The sequence below is a fragment of the Tyzzerella sp. An114 genome (genome assembly GCF_002161055.1).
In the GTDB taxonomy this organism is placed as follows: domain Bacteria; phylum Bacillota; class Clostridia; order Lachnospirales; family Anaerotignaceae; genus Fimicola; species Fimicola cottocaccae.
Window position 1 is genome coordinate 1 of record NZ_NFLT01000021.1, and the last position, 22,957, is coordinate 22,957.

The following is a 22,957-nucleotide window of genomic DNA, read 5'->3' on the forward strand; positions in this document are numbered from 1 at the left end:
ATTATATAAGGCTTTTTTATATTAATTTATTATTTACATTCCACTCTAATTGAATGTATATCATCTAAATCTAATATTTCTTTATCCAAATAGAAGTAGTAATCAATATGACCATTACCTCCACCAAGTTTAACATTTTTTATGGATATATCATTGTTATTAATACTTATTTTCATGTAATCATTTGCAAGATTGATACTATAATAAATATTATTATTATTTGCAATATTATTTAATTTTTCTAAAAGTTTAGTTGTTTGTATATTTACATTTCCGTATATTGAAAACTTAAAATATAAACCTTCAACTTTATCCCAATTAAATTCTACATATGTTAAATATTGATTATTTTCTCCACTTACATCAAAGCCACCTAATGAATTTCTTGTAACTTCTAAAATGAAATTCGATATACTTGCTGATGTATCTTTATTATAATCATTTTCAAGTTTTAGACTCCAACTTGGAATATAATCAAAACATATTTTTCGTTCTGTTGGATACCATTTTACATCTCCAAAACTTGAAAGACTATCTATTAATATAATTGTTTTCCCACCAATATTATAAGATGTTACTGTATCACCATTTACCTTTGTTATAATATCTGTTGAATAGACATTTGAGACAAAAGAACCAATAGGTTTTGTTATATTTTTTTCTGGGATATAGTTTGCTGTTACTTCTTTATCTTTTATATATTGTCTTATACTTAATGTTCTAAATTCATTATTGTATGTTACATCAAAACCATAATCAAGCAAATCCTCTGCAACAATACCTGTATATCCTTCTATGTTATAAGATTTTATTGGAAGCCCATTAATATAGGCAACAATATCAGTATTTAATACTTTACCTATGACTTTTGTTGCACCAAATACATTAAAACTTAATGAAACGAAGCTTAATAATAAAATAAATATAAATGTAATTCTTTTATTCATAATATAAACACTCCCTTTCTAAAAATATTAAAAATATAATTTTATATAAATATTTTAACATATATATGTTGAAATGGCAATTAAAGACTAAAATTACAATAATTATACAATAATTTAAAAATATAAAATTTTATCTATTATTTAGGTTGCTAAATATACATTAATTTTATCTTTAATAAATATAAGTAGCTACTTACAAAAATATTTATTAAAAAAATATACTTTAAGAAAGGGGATAAAGCCATATGTCTTTTAATATTTTATCTGCGTCCGGAAATAATTTAACAAATTTAACAAATTTATCTACAGATGTTAATTTATCTGTAAATTATACACTTGATAAAAATAAGAAATTTATATATTGTAATTATCCTGAAGCATTAAAGAATAATATGTTTGGAGAAGCAAATGCTAATAATAAATGTTTAAATCAGGTAGTTGTTCCAGCTGGAACACACCAGATTTTCTTCTCATATCAATATAATAACAGTAGTGATGCTGCAAAAACACCATTTTATTTTGGTATACAAATATTTAATCCAAATAGTGGAACACTTAGTTATAAACAGTTGAAACTTGGACATGGTACAAATTATTCTTCAGATAAAGGTAGTTGGGCTGGTGTAGCAGGTGAGACAATTAAAGATTATTTCAATTCTTCTTCTGGAAATACAGTTTCAATAGGTGCTAATAAATCTTATTGGTTCGAAAAATCATTGCCAAATTATAGTGGGCTTTATAGTGGTTTATTAGAATTTCAGATTGATAAACAAGCTATTGTAACAGCATATATATATAATAATAAAGGATATATAGATGGTACAGCTACAATAATTCCTAAAACAGATATGGGTGGTCAATATTCTGGATATTCAGATGGATATAAGTATGTAGCAAATACAATTACTTTATATGCTAGTGAGTTACAGAATAGAAAAAAATATATAAAATTAAATTCAACAAATATTTCTAATTTAAAAATAAATAATACAACAAATAGTTCTGATTTGCTTCCAATTCATTTAGCAAATCCATCTAGTGTTACAGTTTCTCCAACAACTTCTGGACAAAATCTTGGAAATTGGGGAGTTATATATGAATTTCCTATTAAATTTGTAAATGATACATCTAGTGCATCTAAAACTTTTAATATCTATATTAAAACAGAAACTAATAATGTAAACGAATATTGTATTATAAACTCTGGAACTGATACAAAATATGCTACTTTAAGCGGAAATACTTCAGGAATGTATAATTCATGGAAATGTATTTCTGTGGAGGTTGCTAGTAATAAAACAGATACATTTAGATATGTTTTAGGTACAAATAGTTGTGCAGGAAAAAGACTTGTTTTTACGGTTTCTTAAGCATTAAGTGACATTATAAATTTAAAAATATTTTAATTTCAAGTATTATTAGAAGAAAAGCGTATCATTTTTTATGATACGCTTTTTATTTAAAAATTATATATTTATTCAATTACAACTAAATATAGATAAAACTATAAACATTAAAAATTTTTTATTTTCATTTTTTCACATCTTAAAAATATTATCAAATAGATACATTTTTTATCAAATATACTTATCTAAGTTTTTATAACATATATTTTCTTTTTTGTTCATAATCCATATTTTCTGTTTTTATATATTAACAAGTGTTATTAGTGCTAATTTTATACAATAAAATACAATTTTTACATATAATTGAATAAAAAATCATATTTTTCTTATTAATATTTTAATATAAAAATATAAATTTATTATATATCTTATATGTTAGTTTTTTACAAAAATATATATTTCTTGTAAATATTACAAAAAATTTGGCTTTTTTTAGTTATATGAAGATTTTATTAAGTAAAGGAGGATTTTATTAAAACTTAATATTTTTAGAAAGGAGGTGATTATTTATGAAATTACTTTCTTTCGAAAATTCATTATTAAATAGGTTTGATTATTTTTGTAAAAAATCTTTAAAATTTAGTAACTATAAAATTTTGAAAACTGAGAAAAGAATGCAAGATAAAATAGTCTTATATTCAAAATTAAGTGAAGATATATTTTATCAACTATATACATTAGACGATTATAATATTTTGAAATTTGTAATAAATATTCGTGACTTTGAGATAGCTATTGAGAATGAAATGCTTTACAAAGCATTAATGTTGCTTTCAGAAAAGAAAAGAGAAATTATTTTATTAAGTTTTTTTATGGATATGACAGATGAAGAAATAGGTAAATATATGTTAATACCTAGAAGTTCTGTACAGTATAACAGAAAATCGGCACTTAAATATATAAAAAATTTAATGAAAAGGGGAAAATGATATGGATAATGTGAAAGTTCAAAATGAAAAATCTGATGAAAAACAAATCAATGAAATGAGAAAAAAGTTTTTTTCAAGTAGAGAAAAACTTGACAATGAAACTGTTTTAGCAGCAATTTCTGGAGATACGCTAGCAATAATGAAAATCGTTGATATTTATGAGCCATATATAAATAAGCTATCAAAACGAGTTGTTGATGATGGGTATGGAGGTTATAAAGAAGAAGTTAACGGAACAGTAAAACGTATACTAATAACAAGCTTAATTACATCTATTATGAATTTTAACCCATATAAATAAAAATTTTAAAAAATTTAATATTGTAAATAAGTAAATAACATAGTAATGATACTTCTATTTAGCCACAGTCCGAGCGTGAAAAAACCGTCCCAGGCAATGGAAATAGGTCGTCAAATATGAGGACAAGCTGTTATACAACAGACTTATGGGGTTAAACCGTTTGCTTATCTTTAAATATATAATTATATATTTTAATTAAATTAGTCTTAAATAGGTTTAAGTATAGTTTATTTTTATAATATTATGTATTAAATTATTTAAAAAATGAAAATAACAAAAAAGACTTAAAACTAAATTACAGTTTTAAGTCTTCTTCTGACAATGTTTTCATATATTCAATATGTTTTTTAAGACGTTCATTACGACTTAAATTAGGTAAATATTTTTTTGTCACTGGTAAATTATAATATTCATGATTTCTAGATTTTTCTATTTCATATATATCTTTTGATATTAAGTATGATTTAAAGTCGCTCGTGTTTTCTTGAATTTTTTCTATAATTTTATATAAAAAAGAATTATATTTATATTTTTTATCATCTTTATAAATTATTAAATTTACATATGACTTATCATTGTTTATTTTGTTATCATTTGATGAACTATTATTTATTTCTATTTCAATATTTATTTCATTTATTTCTAGTAAATTATATAAGAATTCTGATATATCACCCAATGTTGAAATTGTGTGTAAATTTGATGATATACCACATAACCAATCTAAAGATATATTGCATTTCTTTGAGATATTTACAAGAACATCAGTTGTCGGAGAATTACGGTTGTTTTCATATGAAGAAAGAGAAGGTTGAGGAATATCTAAAAATTTAGCAAAATCCTTTTGTGTATATCCCATACTTTTTCTTAAAGTTTGTAATTTTTCGCCAAGGTTAATTTCTTGCATAATGCTCCACCTTTCCCGTATACTTTGCTTTAATTATTATAACAAATACAATTAAAATTTAAAATACTAATTATATATAATGAATATTGACATACTATATTATATTAATATAATAATATTTATATGATAATATAATAAAAAGGAGGTAATTTTATGGCAACAGAAGCTAAAATTTATATTACTGCAAATGAACTTTCTGAAATGTTGGGTATTTCAACAGGTCATGCATATAAGATTATAAGACAACTTAATAAAGAACTTGAACAAGCAGGATTTATTGTTATATCTGGAAAAGTACCAAGAAGATATTTTGAAAAACGATGGTATGGCTTTATTGCATAGTGGTATGGGGGGATGGAAAGGTGAAGGCTGAAAAAGACTCTAAAACAGGAAAATGGTTAATTCAATATAGATATACAGATTGGCAAGGTAAAAGAAGAAAATCAACTAAAAGAGGATTTAAGACTAAAAGAGAGGCTGAAGAATGGCTTAGAAATTTTCTTATGTCTAAAAATGCTGATTTTAATATGAAATTTAGTGAATTTTTAGAAATATATTATAATGATATGAGTACAAGATTAAGAGAATACACAATGAGAAGCAAACGATATATTATAGATCTTAAAATTATTCCATATTTCGGAGATAAAAGAGTAAATGATATTAAACCAGCAGATATAAGAAAATGGCAAAACGAACTTATAAAGCAAAACTATTCTCCAACATATTTAAAAAGTATAAATAATCAGCTAAATGCAATATTTAATTATGCTGTAAAATATTATGATTTACAAAGTAACCCTTGTGCTAAAGCAGGAAGTATTGGAAAAAGTAAAGCTGAAGAAATGAGTTTTTGGACTAGGCAAGAATTCATGAATTTTATCAATTCTATTATGGACAAAAGACAATCCTATGTGGCATTTATGGTTTTGTATTGGACAGGAATGAGGATAGGTGAGCTTTTGGCTCTTACCATTAATGATATAAATTTTGAAGAAAAAACAATTTCTATAACAAAGTCATACCAAAGAATAGATAAAAAAGATGTTATAACACCACCAAAAACTCCTAAGAGTAAAAGAATTATATCAATACCAGATTTTCTATTAGAAGACATAAAAGATTATATAGATAGTTTATATGATTTATGTGATAAGGATAGACTTTTTCCATTTACTAAATATTTTATGGAATATGAAATGAAAAGGGGAATTAAAAATAGTGGAGTTAAAAAAATACGTATACATGATTTAAGGCACTCTCATGCAAGTTTACTTGTTGAAATGGGTTTTTCGCCTTTAGAAATTGCAAAAAGATTAGGTCATGAAAAAGTAGAAACTACATTAAATACATATTCTCATCTTTATCCAGATAAACAATGTATATTAGCTGAAAAGTTAGATGTTGAGTATAAGGAGGGATTAATTTGAGTGGCTTGGATAAAAATAGAAAAAGAAATCATATGGTAAGTTTTAGAGTTTCTCCTGAAGAACAAAGAGAACTTGAAGCAAGAATTAAATTAACTGGTATGCCTAAAGGAAAATATATAATAGAGTCTGTTCTCAATAAACAAATAAATATTACTGTAGGTAAATATCAAAGTGATAGATTAAGTATTGAAATACAAAGATTATATAAACAACTCCAATGTATAGATAGTAATTCAGAAGAGTTGATAGCTTTACTTGAAGAGTGTAAAGTTCTTATGGAACAATTTATAAATATTACAAAGTAATAAATTATAAATTAAATAAGTTTTAGGTTATATAAACTTATATTATATATTAATTTTTAAAGTTATAATGCTATTTATCACATTTTTCTAATTAGTTTGAATATATCGTATATTTATTGTATAATTAATAAAAAGAAGTGTTATATAATCAAAAAAATTTTTGCTGTTAACACTTTATAGAATTAAATTAAAATGTGATATATAATAATACATAAAATTTATTAATATTTAATAGAGAACATTTCTTTATAACACTAATAAATTTATTTATAAGAAGTGGATAAAAATAGATATGCAATTTCCAAAACAGGTAAAAGATATAGTTTATAAATTACTTTAAGAGCCAACATTAGACAATTTCCGTGAGTTTTTAAGAGGACAAACAGGAGAACACAATAACATAGATTTTAAAGAACAATGGATTGACCAGCACAAACTTGCAAAAGAGATGTTAGCAATTGTGAATTCTGGTGGTGATATAATAATATTTGGAATTCATGAAAATGAGAATAAAACGTTTACATTTCCAGGTATTGAAAAAATAAAAGATAAGGCGATTGTTTATAATGAAATTAAAAAGTTAGTTTCTTCTGATCTTAAGTATGACATATATGATTTTGTTTATGAGTCCTCAGAATATGATAAGTTAAATAATCATAAGTATCAAATGATAGTTATTGAAAATAATCCAAAATTTTTGCTATTTCTTTCAAAAAAGGATAGTAACGACTTAAAAATGAATAGGATTATGTACGTAGAGGAACTTCTTGTGAAGAAGCTAATCAAGAAGAAATTAGAGAAATGATTAATAAACGACTTAAGAAAAACAAAATTGAACGTATATTGGATTTAAAATAAGGAAACTTTCTCTTTTGTTATATTTAAATTATTGAGTACGATTTGAGTACAATTTTTACAACAACTAAAATAACATATGATAATATAGCAAATATAATGAAAAAAGTATTATAAATACTATATAAGTTACCAAAATTAAACTCTTATGAGATGAGTTCGAATAATAAACAAAAATCCGGAACCCTTGTAAATCAAGGGTTATCCGGATTTTTTATTGTTGATGGCTACATAAAGGCTCCGTTTATTTTTTTGAGGGAATAATTAAAAATTATTAAGTTTATCCGCTATTTCCACCTGTTTGTTAGGATATAAATGACTGTATGTGTTGAGTGTCGTTTCTATTTTCTCATGACCTAATCTTTCTGCAATTAATAGTGGAGAAAATCCCATTTCTATTAAAAGAGATGCGTGACTGTGTCTCAGGTCGTGAACACGTATTTTTTTAACACCAGATAACTTACACCCTCGTTTCATTTCGTGATTTAAAAAGTGTCTTGTGAAAGGGAAAATTCTGTCATCATCTTTAAGACCATATAAAAGTTTAAAATAATCTTCTAAACAGTCTGCCAGTTTTTGAGGAATAGTTACAACACGGTTGCTCTTTGGAGTTTTAGGTGTTGTTATTATATCTTCTTTGTCTATTCTCTGATAAGACTTATTTATAGTGATAGTAAGTTTTTCAAGGTTTATATCACCTCTCGTTAAAGCTGCAAGCTCACCAGAACGTATTCCAGTATAATAAAGCAACATAAAGGCTGTATAAGACTGAGGTTTATCTTTTATGCATTCAATAAATTTGTCAAATTCTTCTTTAACCCAGAAAAGCATTTCATCAGCATTCTTTTTACCCATTCCACCAGCTTTGTGACAAGGATTTTCTTTAAGGTCATAATATTTTACAGCATAGTTGAATATAGCTGTGATTTGATTATTTATTGTTTTCAGATAGGTTTGAGAATAAGGGTTACCTTTCTCATCACGGTATGAAGTCAATAAATTTTGCCAGTCTCTAATATGTTTAGGTGTTATACTGTTTAATTTCATGTGCCCAAAAAAAGGAGTAACCTTTTTTTCAACTAAATGTATTTTATTTTTATAAGTAGATTTTTTAACGCGATGTTGCATATCTTGAAAATACAGTTCAATAAATAAAGAAAATAACATTGAAGAACTATCTTCTACTTTAATTCTTTGTAATACTTCCCATTCTTGAGCTTCTTTTTTTGTTTTAAAACCACGTTTCTTTTTATGTATAACTTTGCCCTGTAAATCTTTTACTCTCCATTGTACCATCCACTTACCGGTGGATTTGTCTTTTGATACTGACATATTAATCCTCCTTGCAAGCAATTTATTGTTTATTGTTTATTTTCATCAAAGCCATAATATTTTTCTTTAAAGAAAGCAATAGGGCACCTTCCCGATATTACAATATATCCTTTTTCTTTAAGTTCAATATTTAACTTTTTTATTATTCTATAAGCACTACTAACACTTATATTAAGTGCTTCAGATATATCATTAGCTGTAAGATATTGTTTCATTTGTATCCTCCTTAATTCCTAAATAAAAAATCCAACAGTAGACAATATTAAGTTTTCAAGGTTCATTTTAAAGCATAACAGCTGTTTTACTCTTTTTTAATAATAACTTTTTATAAAAGAGTTGTCTATTATGCGAGTAGGCTGAAAATATGTAAAATAAGTATTTCGAGCAGTCTTGGCAGGACATCATAGCTCCTATGTATCTTTTACAGTATACACAAGAGTCTCCTCCTCAAGTCTGTGGGAGGTCGTGAGAAAGTATCATTATCCCTTATATCTGTCATCGCTTCCAGTATTGCCCTTACTGGTTTTAACAGTGACACTTTATCGCTCCGAATAATATTCATTATGGCGGTGTCAGTTAACGGCTTTGCCTTTATGGCGATATAAGTTATGTACTCGAAATATTGTATTAAGTTTTCAAGGTTCACTAAAGATATAACATCTCTTTTCATAAACCGTGACAAAAATTAAAGAAAATCGTAGGTATTTTTATAAATATTTTTCAATGATTTTTTCAATTTTTTTAAGCCCTATTTTGATAGAAAGCCTCACAGCACCTTCTGTAACACCTTCAATTTTTGCTATTTCTGTTTTATTCATGTTCAAAAAATAATGGAGATAAATTCTTCTGAATTGTTCTGGGGGAAGGGTTTTTAAAGCGTTATAAATCTGTTCATTTAAAATATTATTTTCACACATTTTATCAGTCAAAAAAGGAGGATTTAACAAGTCTCTTTCTATTCCGTCGTTACGGTCAAGAGAATAGTAAGCGTTGTAGCGATATTTCTTTCTGTTATAAGCGTTTTCAGCTTTTAAAAAGTCATTAAATACATCTAAAATATCATCAGATAATTCAATAAAAATATCTTCAAAACAGTCTGGATATAAGTCTTTTAAATTTATATTTTTCATAATTACAACCCCTTTCAATCATATAGTTTTTTGATTAAAACTAATTAAAATAAGGGGAGGTGACCTACAATTAAAATATAAAAAAGGAGCAGTTCTGATGTTTATTAAAAAACACAGACTGCTCCTTTTTGGTGATTTAAGAAACTGTATATGTAATTTATTATATATCTGTTTGAAATATTTAGAATTATATCAGGTTTAAAAAATAGATGTTTAAATTTATCCATATTCATATAATCACTCCCAACATAATCTTAATACTACTGTGGACTCTTTAATTATATGAAAATGGATTTGAAAAATTTGTCAAAACGTGAATGACTTAAAATTTATTTTTTATAATATTGACAAACAATTCTACGTGATGTAGAATTAAACTAAATTCTACAAAGTGTAGAAATAAATGGAGGTTGATTATATGCAAAAAATATCAGAAGCTGAAATGGAGATAATGAATATTGTATGGAAATATGATGGGGGAGTTACAAGTAAAGATATAATGGAGGCGATACCGGAAAAACAATGGAAAATTACTACGGTTTTAACTTTAATGTCAAGACTTGTAGATAAAGGATTTTTAAAGGCTGAGAAAAATGGAAGAGGAAAAATCTATAATAGTATTATTTCTGAAAAGGAATATAAAAAGATGTGCTCAAAGAATTTTTTAAATGAGTTTTATGAAGGTTCTGCTAAAAATTTCTTTGCAGCATTGTTTGAAGATAATGAAATTAGTGAAAGTAATTTGGAAGAATTAAAATCAATTCTTGAAAGGGACGAATAAATTATATGAATATATTATTTCAACTTACTTTAATGGGTAGTATTTTTTCGTTGATTTTAATTTTATTGAAACCTATATTAATTAAAAAATATGGTGGTAGTTGGTACTATTATATATGGATACTTGTGTTGTTTTCATTTTGTTTTCCATATAAATTAGACTTATTAAACTATGTTACATTTAAAACCACAGATTATAATTTTACAAATACAATTACAAATAATTTTATTTTTATACCTAAAAGCATTGAATTTACTAATGATAACAATGTTGTTAGCACTTTTAATTTTTTTGATAATATTATTTTGAAGTTGTATTTTATAGGATTTTTACTGTTTTCGATATATTACATTATTATTTATTTAAGATTTAAGCATAAATTAAAAATATGTATTAATGGTGTATCTAAAAAAGAATATCTATATTCTTTAGAGTCGGTTTGTAATGAAATGAATATACATAGACATATCAAACTTAAAGAAAGTAAAATAGTTAAATCTCCGATATTTACAGGAATTTTAAAGCCTACAATTATTTTACCTGTAAAAGAATTTAATATTGATGAGTTAAAACTTATTTTTAAACATGAATTAACTCACTATAAGAGAAAAGATATTTTTTATAAAATCTTAGCTTTGACAGTTCATATTGTCCATTGGTTCAATCCTATTACATATATAGTTTTATGTAATATAAATGAAGCTTGTGAATATTCCTGTGATGAAACTGTTACAAAGTATATGGATAAATATGAAAGAAAAAAATATGGATATATGCTTTTAAATCAAATTGAGATATCAAATAAAAAATCAGTTTTTGCAGTAATGTTTTCTAAAAATGGTAAAGAAATTTTAAAAAGGAGAGTTCAAATTATTATGGATAATAGCAAACATAAGTATTTTAAAATTACAGCTTTATTTATTTTTGTTTTGATTTTATTTTCAAATTTCTTTAATTTTAAATCAATAAAGGCTGTTAATAATACATATAAAAATGATACTGTTGAGGAAACTATATTTGAAAAAAATGATACTAAAATATCAGTAGAAAATGAAGAAGAAGCCATAAATATATCAAAGGAATATATAGAAAAATATTTTAATGTAGATACAAATAGTCTTTCTATTAGTGCTGGTTATAATGATGAAAGTTCAATTCAACCTAATTGCTGGTTTGTAAGATTATTTGCTGATACCAATGAAAAAACTAATGATTATGCAGTTTGGGTAATGCCTAATGAAAATTCAATAGCAGCTGCAACATCTGGATTGTACGAAAAGTCTGAAACTATAACGGAAGATATTAAAAATGATATAGTATCTGATGAGAGCTGGTTTGAAAGGGCAAATGATGTTTTGGGAGTTCAAAAGAGTTATATAAAAAGTACATATTTTTCAAATATAGATGAAAATATAAATGATAAAATGGTTGATGTTAATGTAGAATTGAAAGATGGTTTAAATTATAGAGTTACTTTGTCCTATCCTGATAAGTACTTAAAAGGTGTATTTTGTAAATTTAATAATTAATAATATAATAAAGATATAATTTTTGAGTGGTTGCTGGTATATGCACTATTAGATTTGACTAAGATGTACAATAATGTTAAAATTTTCGTAAATATAAGGTTATATATTATATTGAAATGGAGGTGATTTAATTGGATAAGAAAAACTATGAAATTATGCATATAAACAAAGTAGTTGCAAAAATAGATTATATTGGTAGATGTAAAATATATGCACCTGATTTTCTTCCTTATAACTTATATTTAGAGGAAGATGAAGATATTGAAACGCTAGTTAATAACATAACTAATTTTTATTATTGGTGTGCTACAAGAGTTTTGACACTTGACCGTAAATATGCTAAAGAAATATTAAACAGTATAGGAATGAAACAAGCGGTTACAGATAAAGACCGTGCTAAAATTGCATTAACTTATCGTTGTGCTTCTTTAACCGATGTATTTTGGGTAAGAGAAGAAGGAGAGAAAGTATCATTTGAAGAAATTAATCTTTATGAAAATCATTTAAGTGATATTTTTATAGATATTGCATTGAGAGGAAAACAGTATACAGTAGATAGCACAAGTCTTGCTCGTGATTTATCAACAAATGGTTGTTTCCCAAAAGCATGGAAAAGAAAAAATAAAGGTTTTGTATTATTAAAAGATGGGGACAAAGATGCAGTAGAAAGAGAATTACTTGCAAGTAAAATTTGTCAGTGTTTTGATGTGCCTCAAGTTATATATGAAGAAGGATATTTTGATGGGGAGAAAGTAACTGTAAGTGAAAATTTTACATCAAAAGAATATTCTATTGCTTCTATGGAAACCCTTGAAATTTATTTGCAAAATCAAGATATTAAACCTAAAGAATATATATTAAAAATTGATTCATATAACTACTATATGATGAATATTATTGATTATTTAGTTGGAAATACTGATAGACATTGGGGAAATTGGGGAGTACTAGTTGATAATAGTAATAATCAACCAATATGCCTTCATAAATTAATGGATTTTAATCAGTCTTTTCAGTCATATGATTCCATAGAAGGTGCAAACTGTCAAACTACATTTGGTGTAAGAATGACACAAAAGGAAGGAGCTTTGGAAGCAGTAAGAAATATAGGTTTAAATCAAATTAAACCAATAGAAGAAAACTTATTTAATTCATTACCTCAATACTATGAAATGTTTAAAAATCGTATAAATATATTATTATAATTAGAGTTCTGATTTCAGGACTCTTTTATTTTTCTAATTAATTATAATATTTTGTAAAAATTTAAAAAATAATGTAAACTTATTTTATAAAAATAAAAAGGTGGTAATTAAGATTTGATTTCAAATAAAACGATAGATTATTATAATGAAAATGCAAAAGATTTTGTTCAAGGAACTATATCAGTTGATTTTACAAAGGTTCAACATAAATTTATTGATAAGTTAGAAAAAGGTGACTATATACTTGACTTTGGTTGTGGTTCTGGGAGAGATACAAAATATTTTATAGATAATGGATTTAAAGTAGATGCAATAGATGGTTCAGAAGAACTTTGTAAATTGGCAAGTGACTATACAGGTATAAATGTAAAACATATGTATTTTCAACAGCTTTCTGTTATAGATAAATATAATGGCATATGGGCTTGTTCTTCAATATTACATTTGAAATATAAAGAACTTGTAAGGGTAATTGAAAAAATGAATTTAGCTTTAAAACAAAATGGAATTATATATACATCTTTCAAATATGGAGATTTTGAAGGAGAAAGAAACGGGAGATATTTTACCGATATGACAGAAATATCTTTTAAAAAACTTGTAGAAAACATAAAGGATTTAAAAATAGAAGAATACTGGATAACATCAGATGTACGACCTGGGCGAGGTGAGGAAAAATGGCTCAACTTAATATTGAGGAAGATATAATTCAAAATATCAATGTTATTACAGGTGATAATAATAAAAATAGACAGTTATATTATCAATTAAAAAAAGTATTGCCAAAGCTGATAGAATTGATATTATTGTATCTTTCCTTATGGAGTCAGGTGTAAGAATGATATTAAAAGACCTTAAAAGTGCTTTAGATAGAGGAGTTAATATAAGAATTCTTACAGGAAACTATTTGGGAATTACACAGCCTTCTGCATTATATCTAATCAAAAAGGAACTTGGCGATGAAATAGATTTAAGATTTTATAATGATAAAAATAAGTCTTTTCACCCAAAGTCATATATTTTTCATTATAAAAATCATAGTGAAATTTATATAGGTTCTTCAAATATATCAAAAAGTGCATTGACATCAGGTATTGAATGGAATTATAGATTTGATAGTATATCTGATGAAAATAGTTTCAAATTATTTTTTGAAACATTTGAGGATTTATTTTTAAATCATTCAATAATTATAGATGATAAAGAGTTGCAACATTATTCTAAAAACTGGCATAAGCCTGCTGTTTCAAAAGACTTAGCAAAGTATGATGATGTTGATGAAAATGTAAGTCTTTTATTTCAGCCACGAGGTGCTCAAATAGAAGCATTATATGCCCTTGAAGATAGCAGAAAAGAAGGGGCAACAAAAGGACTTGTTCAGGCAGCTACTGGAGTAGGTAAAACATATATTGCAGCCTTTGACTCTATAAATTATAAAAGAGTTCTTTTTGTGGCACACAGAGAAGAAATATTGAAACAGGCAGCAATTTCATTTAAAAATGTTCGTAACTCTGATGATTATGGTTTCTTTTATGGAAAGCAGAAAGACACTAATAAATCTGTTATATTTGCATCTGTAATGACTATTGGAAGAAAAGAGTATCTAAACAATAAGTATTTTTCAAGAGATTATTTTGACTATATAGTAATAGACGAGTTTCATCACGCAGTTAATGAAGGCTATAAAAGGATAGTAGAATATTTTAAGCCAAAATTTATGCTTGGTCTTACAGCAACACCTGAAAGAATGGACGGAAAAAATATATATGAAATTTGTGATTATAATGTACCTTATGAAATTTCATTGAAAGAAGCCATAAATAAAGGTATCCTTGTACCTTTTCATTATTATGGAATTTATGATGAAACAGATTATACAGGAATTCATATTGTAAAAGGAAAATATGATGAGAAAGAATTGACAGAGATTTATAAAAACAACAATAGACGATATGATTTAATATATAAATATTATAATAAATATCCTTCAAAACAGGCATTGGGATTTTGTTGTTCACGCCAACACGCTGAAGATATGGCAAGAGAATTTTCTAAAAGGGAAATACCTTCAGTAGCAGTTTACAGTAATTCAGATGGTGAGTTTTCAGAAGATAGAGAAGTAGCCATAAATAAACTTAAAAATCAGGAAATAAAAGTAATATTTTCAGTTGATATGTTTAATGAAGGATTGGATATTGACTCTTTAGATATGGTTATGTTTTTAAGACCTACTGAGTCACCTGTTGTATTTTTACAGCAGTTAGGTAGAGGACTTCGTACTTATAAAAATAAATCATATCTTAATGTACTTGATTTTATAGGAAACTATGAGAAAGCAGGTAAAAGTACATTTTTTTTATGTGGTGGAAAATCATTCAGTCAGAAAAAAGTATATGACTATCAAAATATGGAATATCCTGATGATTGTATTGTTGATTTTGATATGCGACTTATTGACCTATTTAAGGAAATGGATAAAAAATCTTTATCAGTAAAAGAGAGAATAAATAAAGAATTTTATCGTGTTAAAGAATTACTTGATGGTAAAGTTCCCATAAGAATGGAGTTTTTTACATATATGGAAGCAGAAATATATGATTATTGTATGAAACATTCAAAAGATAATCCGTTCCGTAAATATCTTGAATTTTTAAATGACTTAAATGAATTATCAGAATATGAAAAACAACTTTATAATTCTATTGGTAGAGAATTTATATCAATAATAGAAACAACGGATATGCAGAAGGTCTATAAAATGCCTATACTTTATAGTTTTTATAACAATGGAAATATAAGACTTGCTGTTACAGAAGAAGAAGTATTGGAAAGTTGGAAAAATTTCTTTGATAAAGATAGAAACTGGAAGGATTTTTCTTCTAATATTACTTATGAAGAATATAAAAATATGAGTGATAAACAGCATATAAACAAAGCAAAAACAATGCCGATAAAATTTTTAAAAGCATCAGACAAAGGATTTTTTGTTGATAAAGAAGGCTATGCAATCTCATTAAGAGATGAACTTAAAAGTGTAATTGAAAATATAGCTTTTAAAGAACATATGAGAGATATTTTGGAGTATAGAACTATGGAGTATTATCGTAGAAGGTATGAAATGAAAAAGAATTAAATATAATACAAGCCCTATATTTTTATAGGGCTTATTTTGTTAATAAAATTTAAAAATAATAATAAAATATGTAAAAATAGATAATATTTTGTAAGGGTTACTTTTTATGATATAATGAATTATCATATTTGATAGTTTATAGGAGGTTAAAAATGGCTGAAATAAATACAAGTAATATTGGTTTTGAAAAACAAATTTGGGACGCAGCTTGTGTTCTTCGTGGAAATATAGATGCTTCGGAATATAAATCTGTTGTACTTGGTCTTATTTTTTTGAAATACATTTCTGATAGATTTGAGGCAAAGTATCAAGAGTTAGTTGAAGAGGGTGACGGTTTTGAGGAGGATATGGACGAATATATTTCAGAGAATATATTTTTTGTTCCAGAAAATGCCCGTTGGAGTGTAATATCAGCAGCAGCTCATACACCTGAAATAGGTACAGTTATTGATGATGCTATGAGAAGTATCGAAAAGGAAAACAAGAGATTAAAAGATATATTGCCAAAAAACTTTGCACGTCAAGAACTTGACAAACGCCGTCTTGGTGAAGTTGTTGATTTATTTACAAATATTAAGATGATAGAACATGGTGACAGTAAAGATATTTTAGGTCGTACTTATGAATATTGTCTTTCAAAGTTTGCAGAACAGGAAGGAAAGTTGGCAGGTGAATTTTACACACCAGCTTGTGTTGTTCGTACATTGGTAGAGGTTTTACAGCCATATAACGGTAGAGTTTATGACCCTTGCTGTGGTAGTGGTGGTATGTTTGTACAGTCTGCAAAGTTCATAGAAAATCATAGTGGAAATATAAGAAATATATCTGTATATGGTCAGGACTCAAACCCAACTACTTGGAAAATGGCACAAATGAACCTTGCCATAAGAGGAATAGAGGCAGACCTTGGAAAATATAATGCGGATACATTTTTTGATGATTGCCACCCAACACTTAGAGCAGATTATATTATGGCAAATCCACCATTTAACCTTTCAGGTTGGGGCGGTGATAAATTAAAAGATGATAAACGCTGGCAGTATGGCACACCACCGGAAGGAAACGCCAACTTTGCTTGGCTTCAACATATGATTTACCATTTATCACCTAAAGGCAAAATAGGTATGGTACTTGCCAATGGTTCACTTTCTTCACAGACAGGAGGAGAAGGTGACATAAGAAAAAATATAATAGGAGCAGACCTTGTGGAGTGTATTGTGGCTATGCCTACACAGCTTTTTTATACAACACAAATTCCTGTTTGTCTTTGGTTTTTGTCAAAGGATAAAAAGCAGAAGGGAAAAACACTTTTTATTGATGCACGAAAAATGGGAGAAATGGTAACCCGTAAACTTAGAGAGCTTACAGAAGAAGATATTTTGAAAATTGCCCAAACATACAATGAATATATAGAAGGCACATTGAAAGATGAAAAGGGATTTTGTGCCGTTGTTGATACAGAAGAAATAAGAAAACAAGACTATATATTAACACCGGGAAGATATGTAGGAATTGAGGAACAGGAAGACGACGGAGAACCTTTTGAAGAAAAAATGGAAAGGCTCACAAGTGAGTTATCAGAGCTTTTCAAAAAATCCCACAATCTTGAACAAGAGATAAGGGAGAAATTGGGGGCGATAGGGTATGAAATCTGAGTGGAAAAAAATAAAAGCTAAGGATTTTATAGAATTCAATCCTAAAATTACTTTAAAAAAGGGAACTGTTTCAAAAAAAATTGCAATGGATAAGTTATCACCATTTTCAAAAAAAATATATGATTATGAAATATCTTCTTATTCAGGGGGTACTAAATTTTGTAATGATGACACTATTATGGCTAGAATTACTCCTTGTCTTGAAAATGGAAAAACTGCATATATTGATTTTTTAGAAGATGATGAAGTTGCTTTTGGTTCAACAGAATTTATTGTTTTAAGAGCTAAAAAAGGAATTAGTAATTCACAATTTATATATTATTTATCAATTAGTCCTAAGTTTAGAGATATTGCAATTAAATCTATGGTTGGTTCATCTGGAAGGCAAAGGGTACAACAAAGTGTATTAGAGGAATTAGAATTAATAGTTCCACCTTTGAAAGAACAAGAGAAAATAGGAGCTTTTCTAAAAAATATTGATGACAAAATAGAACTCAATCAGCAGATAAACAATAATTTAGAGCAACAAGCACAGGCGATTTTTAAAAGATGGTTATCTGAAAATAGTGGAAATTATACTTTTATTCCATTATATGAAATTGCTTTAATAAATCCAGACAATTATTCTATTAATGAGAATTGGAAACATATATCATATCTTGATACAAGCAGTATAACAAATGGTGTAATAGGTGAAATACAAAGTATAAATCCACAAATAGATAAATTACCAAGTAGAGCAAAGAGAAAAATAAAAAACAAAGATATAGTTTATTCTACTGTAAGACCTAATCAACGACATTTTGGAATTATAACAAATCCATCTTCTGATATGCTTGTTTCTACTGGCTTTGCAGTTATAAGAAGTATGTGTGAAAAAGTTTCTAATGAGTTGATATATTTACATATAACAAATAATGATTTTATTGAAAAAATGCAACAATTAGCGGAACAAAGTACATCGACATTTCCTTCAATAAAGCCATCGGATTTAGGTTCTTGCTTAATACCTTGTCCAAATAATGAATCAGGTATAAGATTAAATGAACATTTAAAGTCAGTATATAATATGATTTCTTGTAACAATGAGCAAAATAATGAATTGGCAAAACTCCGTGATACATTACTTCCAAAACTAATGTCAGGTGAAATTGATATTTCTAATATAGAATTTTAAAGAGGTTTTATATTTATGGAACTTAAAAAAATTAAAGAAATTATTTATAAATCATTAGAAGAACTTTATGAAAAAGATAAATATATAATTTATAATGAAAAGCAAGGTAAGTATAATTATGGCTCTGAAAGAAGTATTGTTTTTAGATTTGGTATATATTTTGAAAATAATTTTAAAAAACAATTTACAAGTAAAGAGTATGAAAAATATTCAATAGATATAGAATATAACAGAAATATTACAGATAAAAAAATATTGCCAAATTGGGAAAATGGGTGTATTCCAGACCTTATTGTCCACGAAAGAGGAAATAATAATAACAATCTTGTTGTTTTGGAGTTTAAAACTCATTGGAATGATAACCAAGATAAAGATAAAATAAAGATAAAAAAACTTATTGATAAAAATGGAGTTTATAAATATCGTTATGGTGCAACTGTTTTAATTGAAAAAGAATATTCAAAAAAATGTGTTGATTGGATAAGTTTATAAAAATTTAGCTTATAAATATTATAATTATTAAAAATAAGAAGGTGATTTTATGCCATTTACCGAAGCCAATTATGAAAACGCTGTAATTCAACTTTTACAAAACTTAGGCTATAACTACATATACGGACCAGATATAGAAAGAGATTATCACAACCCTTTATATGAAGATATTCTTATTTCCTCTTTGGAAAAAATAAATAAAAATTTGCCATATTCCGCTTTACAAGATGCTTTGTATAAATTGAAAAATTTTGAAACAGGTACTCTTTTACAAAAAAATATGGTTTTTATGGATTATCTGCAAAATGGAGTTCCTGTAAAATATTTTGAAAAAGGCGAAGAACGCTCAAATATTGTATACTTAGTTGACTATGAAGAAATAGAAAACAACGATTTTACAGCCATAAACCAATGGACTGTGGTTGAAAATTCTGAAAAAAGAGCAGATATTATATTATTTTTAAATGGTTTACCTTTGGTTGTTATAGAGTTAAAATCACCTTCAAGAGAGGAAACAGACGCTTCAGCCGCCTATCGTCAACTTAGAAATTATATGTATGAGATACCGTCACTTTTTGTATATAATGCAATATGTGTTATGAGTGATTTATTAGTTTCAAAAGCAGGAACTATTACATCAGGTGAAGACCGTTTTATGGAATGGAAAACAACTGATGGAAGTTATGAAAATACTCAATATGCTACATTTGATACTTTTTTTGAAGGGTTATTTGAAAAGAACAGATTTCTTGATATTATAAAAAACTTTATATGCTTTAATGTAGACGGACAAGACACTTTTAAAATTCTTTCTGGGTATCATCAATATTTTGCAGTTAAAAAAGCTATTGAGTCAACAAAAAATGCAACTGTTACAGATGGTAGAGGTGGAGTTTTTTGGCATACACAGGGAAGCGGAAAGTCTTTATCTATGGTATTTTATGCCCACTATTTACAAAAGGCTCTTGAAAGTCCTACTATTGTTGTAATTACAGACCGTAACGACTTAGACAATCAGCTTTACAGCCAGTTTGTAAGATGTAAAGACTTTTTGCGTCAAACACCACAGCAGGCAGAAAGTAGAAAACATTTAATTGAGCTTTTGGCTAATCGTCAGGCAAACGGTATTATATTTACAACTATGCAGAAATTTGAGGAAAGTCAAGAACCACTTTCAGAAAGAAGAAATATTGTTGTAATGGCTGATGAGGCACATCGTGGACAATATGGTTTGACAGAAAAAGTTGTTCTTAAAGAAAATGAAAAAGGTGAAATTGAGGCAAAGACAATAATAGGTACTGCAAGAATAATTAGACAAAATTTGCCCAATGCAACATATATAGGATTTACTGGAACACCTATTTCTTCAAAAGATAGAAGCACAACGGAAGTTTTTGGGGAATACATAGATATTTACGATATGACACAGGCAGTTGAGGACGGAACAACAAAACCTGTTTATTATGAAAGCCGAGTTATACACCTAAAACTTGATGAAAATATATTGAAACTTATTGATACTGAATATGATATTATGGCACAAAATACAGACCCATATATTATAGAAAAAAGTAAAAAAGAATTGGGCAAAATGGAAGCTATTTTAGGTGCAGAAGAAACTATTGAGTCTTTGGTAAATGATATTTTAGAACATTATGAAAATTACAGAGAAAATCTTTTGACCGGTAAAGCTATGATTGTTGCTTATTCTAGATCTATTGCAATGAAAATATATAAAAAGATATTACAGCTTAGACCTGATTGGACAGAAAAGATAGCTGTTGTTATGACACAGGGCAATAATGACCCAGAAGAATGGCGAGAGATTATAGGAAATAGAGCATATAAAGAGGAATTGGCACGAAAATTTAAAGATAATACATCACCTATGAAAATTGCTATTGTTGTTGATATGTGGCTTACTGGTTTTGATGTGCCTTCTCTTGCAACTATGTATGTTTATAAACCGATGTCAGGGCATAATCTTATGCAGGCGATAGCTAGAGTAAATCGTGTTTTTAAAGATAAAGAAGGTGGACTTGTTGTTGATTATGTAGGAATTGCCTCTGCACTTAAACAGGCAATGAATGATTACACAGCAAGAGACAAAAATAATTATGGTGATACTGATATTGGAAAAGTTGCCTATCCTAAGTTTTTGGAAAAATTAGAAGTATGTCGTGATTTCTTCTTTGGATATGATTATTTAGACTTTATGACAGGTGATGACCTTAAAAAAGCAAAGGCTATTACAGGTGGTACAAACTTTATATTAGGTAAAAGCAGAGAACAAATTAATTTACCAGAAAAAGAACGTACACAATATGTTTATGTAAAAGAAGCTATGCTTATGAAGCAGGCTTTGTCTTTATGTAGTAGTTTAGTAGAAGAAAATATGCGATTTGAAGCTGCATATTTTGAAGCTGTAAGAACTATGCTTGTAAGACTTAGTTCTAATGGAGAAAATAAGAAACTTACATTACCTGAAGTAAATGAAAAGATAAATGAGTTATTAAAGCATAGTATAAAAAGTGAGGGTGTTATAAATTTATTTTCTGATGTACAGACAGAATTTTCATTGTTTGACCCTAAATTTTTAGAAGAAGTGGCAAATATGAAAGAAAAAAATTTGGCTGTTGAATTACTTAAAAAACTTATTGCAGAGCAAGTATCTATATATCGCCGTACAAATGTTGTAAAATCAGAAAAATTTTCAGAACGAATACAAAGTGCTATGAATAGATATTTAAACGGAATGCTTACAAATGAGGAAGTTATAGAGGAACTTTTGAAATTGGCAAAAGATATTGCAACAGCTAATGCAGAAGGAGAAAAACTTGGTTTAAATGAGAATGAGTTGGCTTTTTATGATGCCTTAACAAAACCACAGGCTATTAAAGATTTTTATCAAAATGAAGAATTAATAGCAATTACAAAAGAACTTACAGAACTTTTAAGAAAAAATCGTACTATTGATTGGCAGAAAAAAGAAAGTGCCAGAGCAGGAATGCGAAAAATGGTAAAAAGATTATTGAAAAAATATAAATACCCACCAGAAGGTATGGAAGATGCCGTACAGACAGTTATAAGTCAATGTGAAATGTGGACTGATAATATGAATTAATTTGTATAAAGATTACTATAAAATTTATAATATAAGAAAGTCAATATATATTATCAAATTTTCAATATTATAACAAATTAGAAAAACTGTATCATTAATATGAAATGGAAGTTTTGATGGAGTTTTAGAAAAATATAATTAAATATTATCATATAAAAGAAAAAATGAAATTTAATATTATATGTTTTCTGTAACTAATTTGATAAATAAATTTTTGTTCCGATGTAAATTCCTAAATATTGCAACTGTATTATATGTAATTATAATGAAGAATTCAGTTCTATAAATATAAAATTAAGACCTTATGAGTCTATTATGT

General features: G+C 26.8%; 21 protein-coding genes and 1 pseudogene. 16 read left to right on the forward strand and 6 right to left on the reverse strand.

Annotated elements, in window-relative coordinates:
- Positions 1-29 precede the first annotated feature (29 nt).
- Positions 30-947, reverse strand: coding sequence for a hypothetical protein (locus B5E58_RS11740; protein ID WP_206608582.1), 918 nt, complete (start codon positions 945-947; stop codon positions 30-32).
- Between the two features lie 245 nt (positions 948-1,192).
- Between B5E58_RS11740 and B5E58_RS11745 the strand changes: the two genes are divergently transcribed.
- The 3 genes from B5E58_RS11745 (at position 1,193) to B5E58_RS11755 (ending at position 3,583) form a co-directional block, all read left to right on the forward strand.
- Positions 1,193-2,317, forward strand: a complete 1,125-nt coding sequence (locus B5E58_RS11745) for a hypothetical protein (RefSeq protein ID WP_088109850.1) — start codon at positions 1,193-1,195, stop codon at positions 2,315-2,317.
- Between the two features lie 545 nt (positions 2,318-2,862).
- Complete coding sequence (locus tag B5E58_RS11750; protein ID WP_088109851.1) at positions 2,863-3,282, forward strand: sigma factor-like helix-turn-helix DNA-binding protein; 420 nt, start codon at positions 2,863-2,865, stop codon at positions 3,280-3,282.
- A 1-nt stretch (position 3,283) separates the two neighbouring features.
- The gene (locus B5E58_RS11755) at positions 3,284-3,583 is read left to right on the forward strand and encodes a helix-turn-helix domain-containing protein (protein WP_088109852.1); all 300 of its coding nucleotides are present in this window, start codon (positions 3,284-3,286) and stop codon (positions 3,581-3,583) included.
- A 295-nt stretch (positions 3,584-3,878) separates the two neighbouring features.
- Here the strand turns inward: B5E58_RS11755 and B5E58_RS11760 are convergent, their stop codons facing one another.
- Positions 3,879-4,490, reverse strand: a complete 612-nt coding sequence (locus B5E58_RS11760) for a helix-turn-helix domain-containing protein (protein WP_088109853.1) — start codon at positions 4,488-4,490, stop codon at positions 3,879-3,881.
- Positions 4,491-4,643: 153 nt separating this feature from the next.
- Between B5E58_RS11760 and B5E58_RS11765 the strand changes: the two genes are divergently transcribed.
- From B5E58_RS11765 to B5E58_RS11780, 4 genes are all read left to right on the forward strand, one after another.
- A complete protein-coding gene (locus B5E58_RS11765; RefSeq protein ID WP_088109854.1) occupies positions 4,644-4,832 on the forward strand; it encodes an ICEBs1 excisionase in 189 nt (62 codons plus the stop codon).
- A 20-nt stretch (positions 4,833-4,852) separates the two neighbouring features.
- Entirely contained in the window at positions 4,853-5,920 is a 1,068-nt protein-coding gene (locus tag B5E58_RS11770; RefSeq protein WP_242956668.1) for a site-specific integrase, read from the forward strand.
- Positions 5,917-6,225 carry a plasmid mobilization protein gene (locus B5E58_RS11775; RefSeq protein WP_088109856.1) on the forward strand — a complete coding sequence of 103 codons (309 nt, stop codon included), beginning with the start codon at positions 5,917-5,919 and terminating at the stop codon, positions 6,223-6,225. The genes B5E58_RS11770 and B5E58_RS11775 overlap by 4 nt, the downstream gene beginning before the upstream one ends.
- Before the next feature lie 448 nt (positions 6,226-6,673).
- A complete protein-coding gene (locus B5E58_RS11780; RefSeq protein ID WP_242956669.1) occupies positions 6,674-7,030 on the forward strand; it encodes a hypothetical protein in 357 nt (118 codons plus the stop codon).
- 314 nt (positions 7,031-7,344) lie between these two features.
- Here the strand turns inward: B5E58_RS11780 and B5E58_RS11785 are convergent, their stop codons facing one another.
- The 4 genes from B5E58_RS11785 to B5E58_RS11795 form a co-directional block, all read right to left on the reverse strand.
- Positions 7,345-8,412, reverse strand: a complete 1,068-nt coding sequence (locus tag B5E58_RS11785) for a tyrosine-type recombinase/integrase (RefSeq protein WP_088109858.1) — start codon at positions 8,410-8,412, stop codon at positions 7,345-7,347.
- A gap of 29 nt (positions 8,413-8,441) precedes the next feature.
- The gene (locus B5E58_RS11790) at positions 8,442-8,627 is read right to left on the reverse strand and encodes a helix-turn-helix domain-containing protein (protein ID WP_088109859.1); all 186 of its coding nucleotides are present in this window, start codon (positions 8,625-8,627) and stop codon (positions 8,442-8,444) included.
- Between the two features lie 206 nt (positions 8,628-8,833).
- On the reverse strand, positions 8,834-9,082 hold the full coding sequence (locus tag B5E58_RS13515) for a hypothetical protein (protein ID WP_158097749.1): 249 nt from the start codon (positions 9,080-9,082) through the stop codon (positions 8,834-8,836).
- Between the two features lie 37 nt (positions 9,083-9,119).
- Positions 9,120-9,542: a sigma-70 family RNA polymerase sigma factor gene (locus B5E58_RS11795; RefSeq protein ID WP_088109860.1), complete on the reverse strand. Its 423-nt coding sequence runs from the start codon at positions 9,540-9,542 to the stop codon at positions 9,120-9,122.
- Between the two features lie 418 nt (positions 9,543-9,960).
- Here B5E58_RS11795 and B5E58_RS11800 point away from each other — a divergent pair, with 418 nt between their 5' ends.
- From B5E58_RS11800 to B5E58_RS11840, 9 genes and pseudogenes are all read left to right on the forward strand, one after another.
- Positions 9,961-10,323: a BlaI/MecI/CopY family transcriptional regulator gene (locus tag B5E58_RS11800; RefSeq protein WP_158097750.1), complete on the forward strand. Its 363-nt coding sequence runs from the start codon at positions 9,961-9,963 to the stop codon at positions 10,321-10,323.
- A 5-nt stretch (positions 10,324-10,328) separates the two neighbouring features.
- Positions 10,329-11,852: a M56 family metallopeptidase gene (locus B5E58_RS11805; RefSeq protein WP_088109862.1), complete on the forward strand. Its 1,524-nt coding sequence runs from the start codon at positions 10,329-10,331 to the stop codon at positions 11,850-11,852.
- Between the two features lie 131 nt (positions 11,853-11,983).
- Positions 11,984-13,057: a hypothetical protein gene (locus B5E58_RS11810; RefSeq protein ID WP_088109863.1), complete on the forward strand. Its 1,074-nt coding sequence runs from the start codon at positions 11,984-11,986 to the stop codon at positions 13,055-13,057.
- A gap of 117 nt (positions 13,058-13,174) precedes the next feature.
- Positions 13,175-13,765 carry a class I SAM-dependent methyltransferase gene (locus B5E58_RS11815; protein WP_088109868.1) on the forward strand — a complete coding sequence of 197 codons (591 nt, stop codon included), beginning with the start codon at positions 13,175-13,177 and terminating at the stop codon, positions 13,763-13,765.
- Positions 13,735-16,190: pseudogene (locus B5E58_RS11820) on the forward strand (DEAD/DEAH box helicase family protein). Before B5E58_RS11815 ends, B5E58_RS11820 begins: the two are co-directional and overlap by 31 nt.
- A 152-nt stretch (positions 16,191-16,342) precedes the next feature.
- Positions 16,343-17,845 carry a class I SAM-dependent DNA methyltransferase gene (locus B5E58_RS11825; RefSeq protein WP_088109864.1) on the forward strand — a complete coding sequence of 501 codons (1,503 nt, stop codon included), beginning with the start codon at positions 16,343-16,345 and terminating at the stop codon, positions 17,843-17,845.
- The gene (locus tag B5E58_RS11830; RefSeq protein ID WP_088109865.1) at positions 17,835-19,022 is read left to right on the forward strand and encodes a restriction endonuclease subunit S; all 1,188 of its coding nucleotides are present in this window, start codon (positions 17,835-17,837) and stop codon (positions 19,020-19,022) included. The genes B5E58_RS11825 and B5E58_RS11830 overlap by 11 nt, the downstream gene beginning before the upstream one ends.
- A 15-nt stretch (positions 19,023-19,037) precedes the next feature.
- A complete protein-coding gene (locus tag B5E58_RS11835) occupies positions 19,038-19,514 on the forward strand; it encodes a hypothetical protein (RefSeq protein WP_088109866.1) in 477 nt (158 codons plus the stop codon).
- Between the two features lie 49 nt (positions 19,515-19,563).
- Complete coding sequence (locus B5E58_RS11840; RefSeq protein WP_088109867.1) at positions 19,564-22,638, forward strand: type I restriction endonuclease subunit R; 3,075 nt, start codon at positions 19,564-19,566, stop codon at positions 22,636-22,638.
- Positions 22,639-22,957 lie beyond the last annotated feature (319 nt).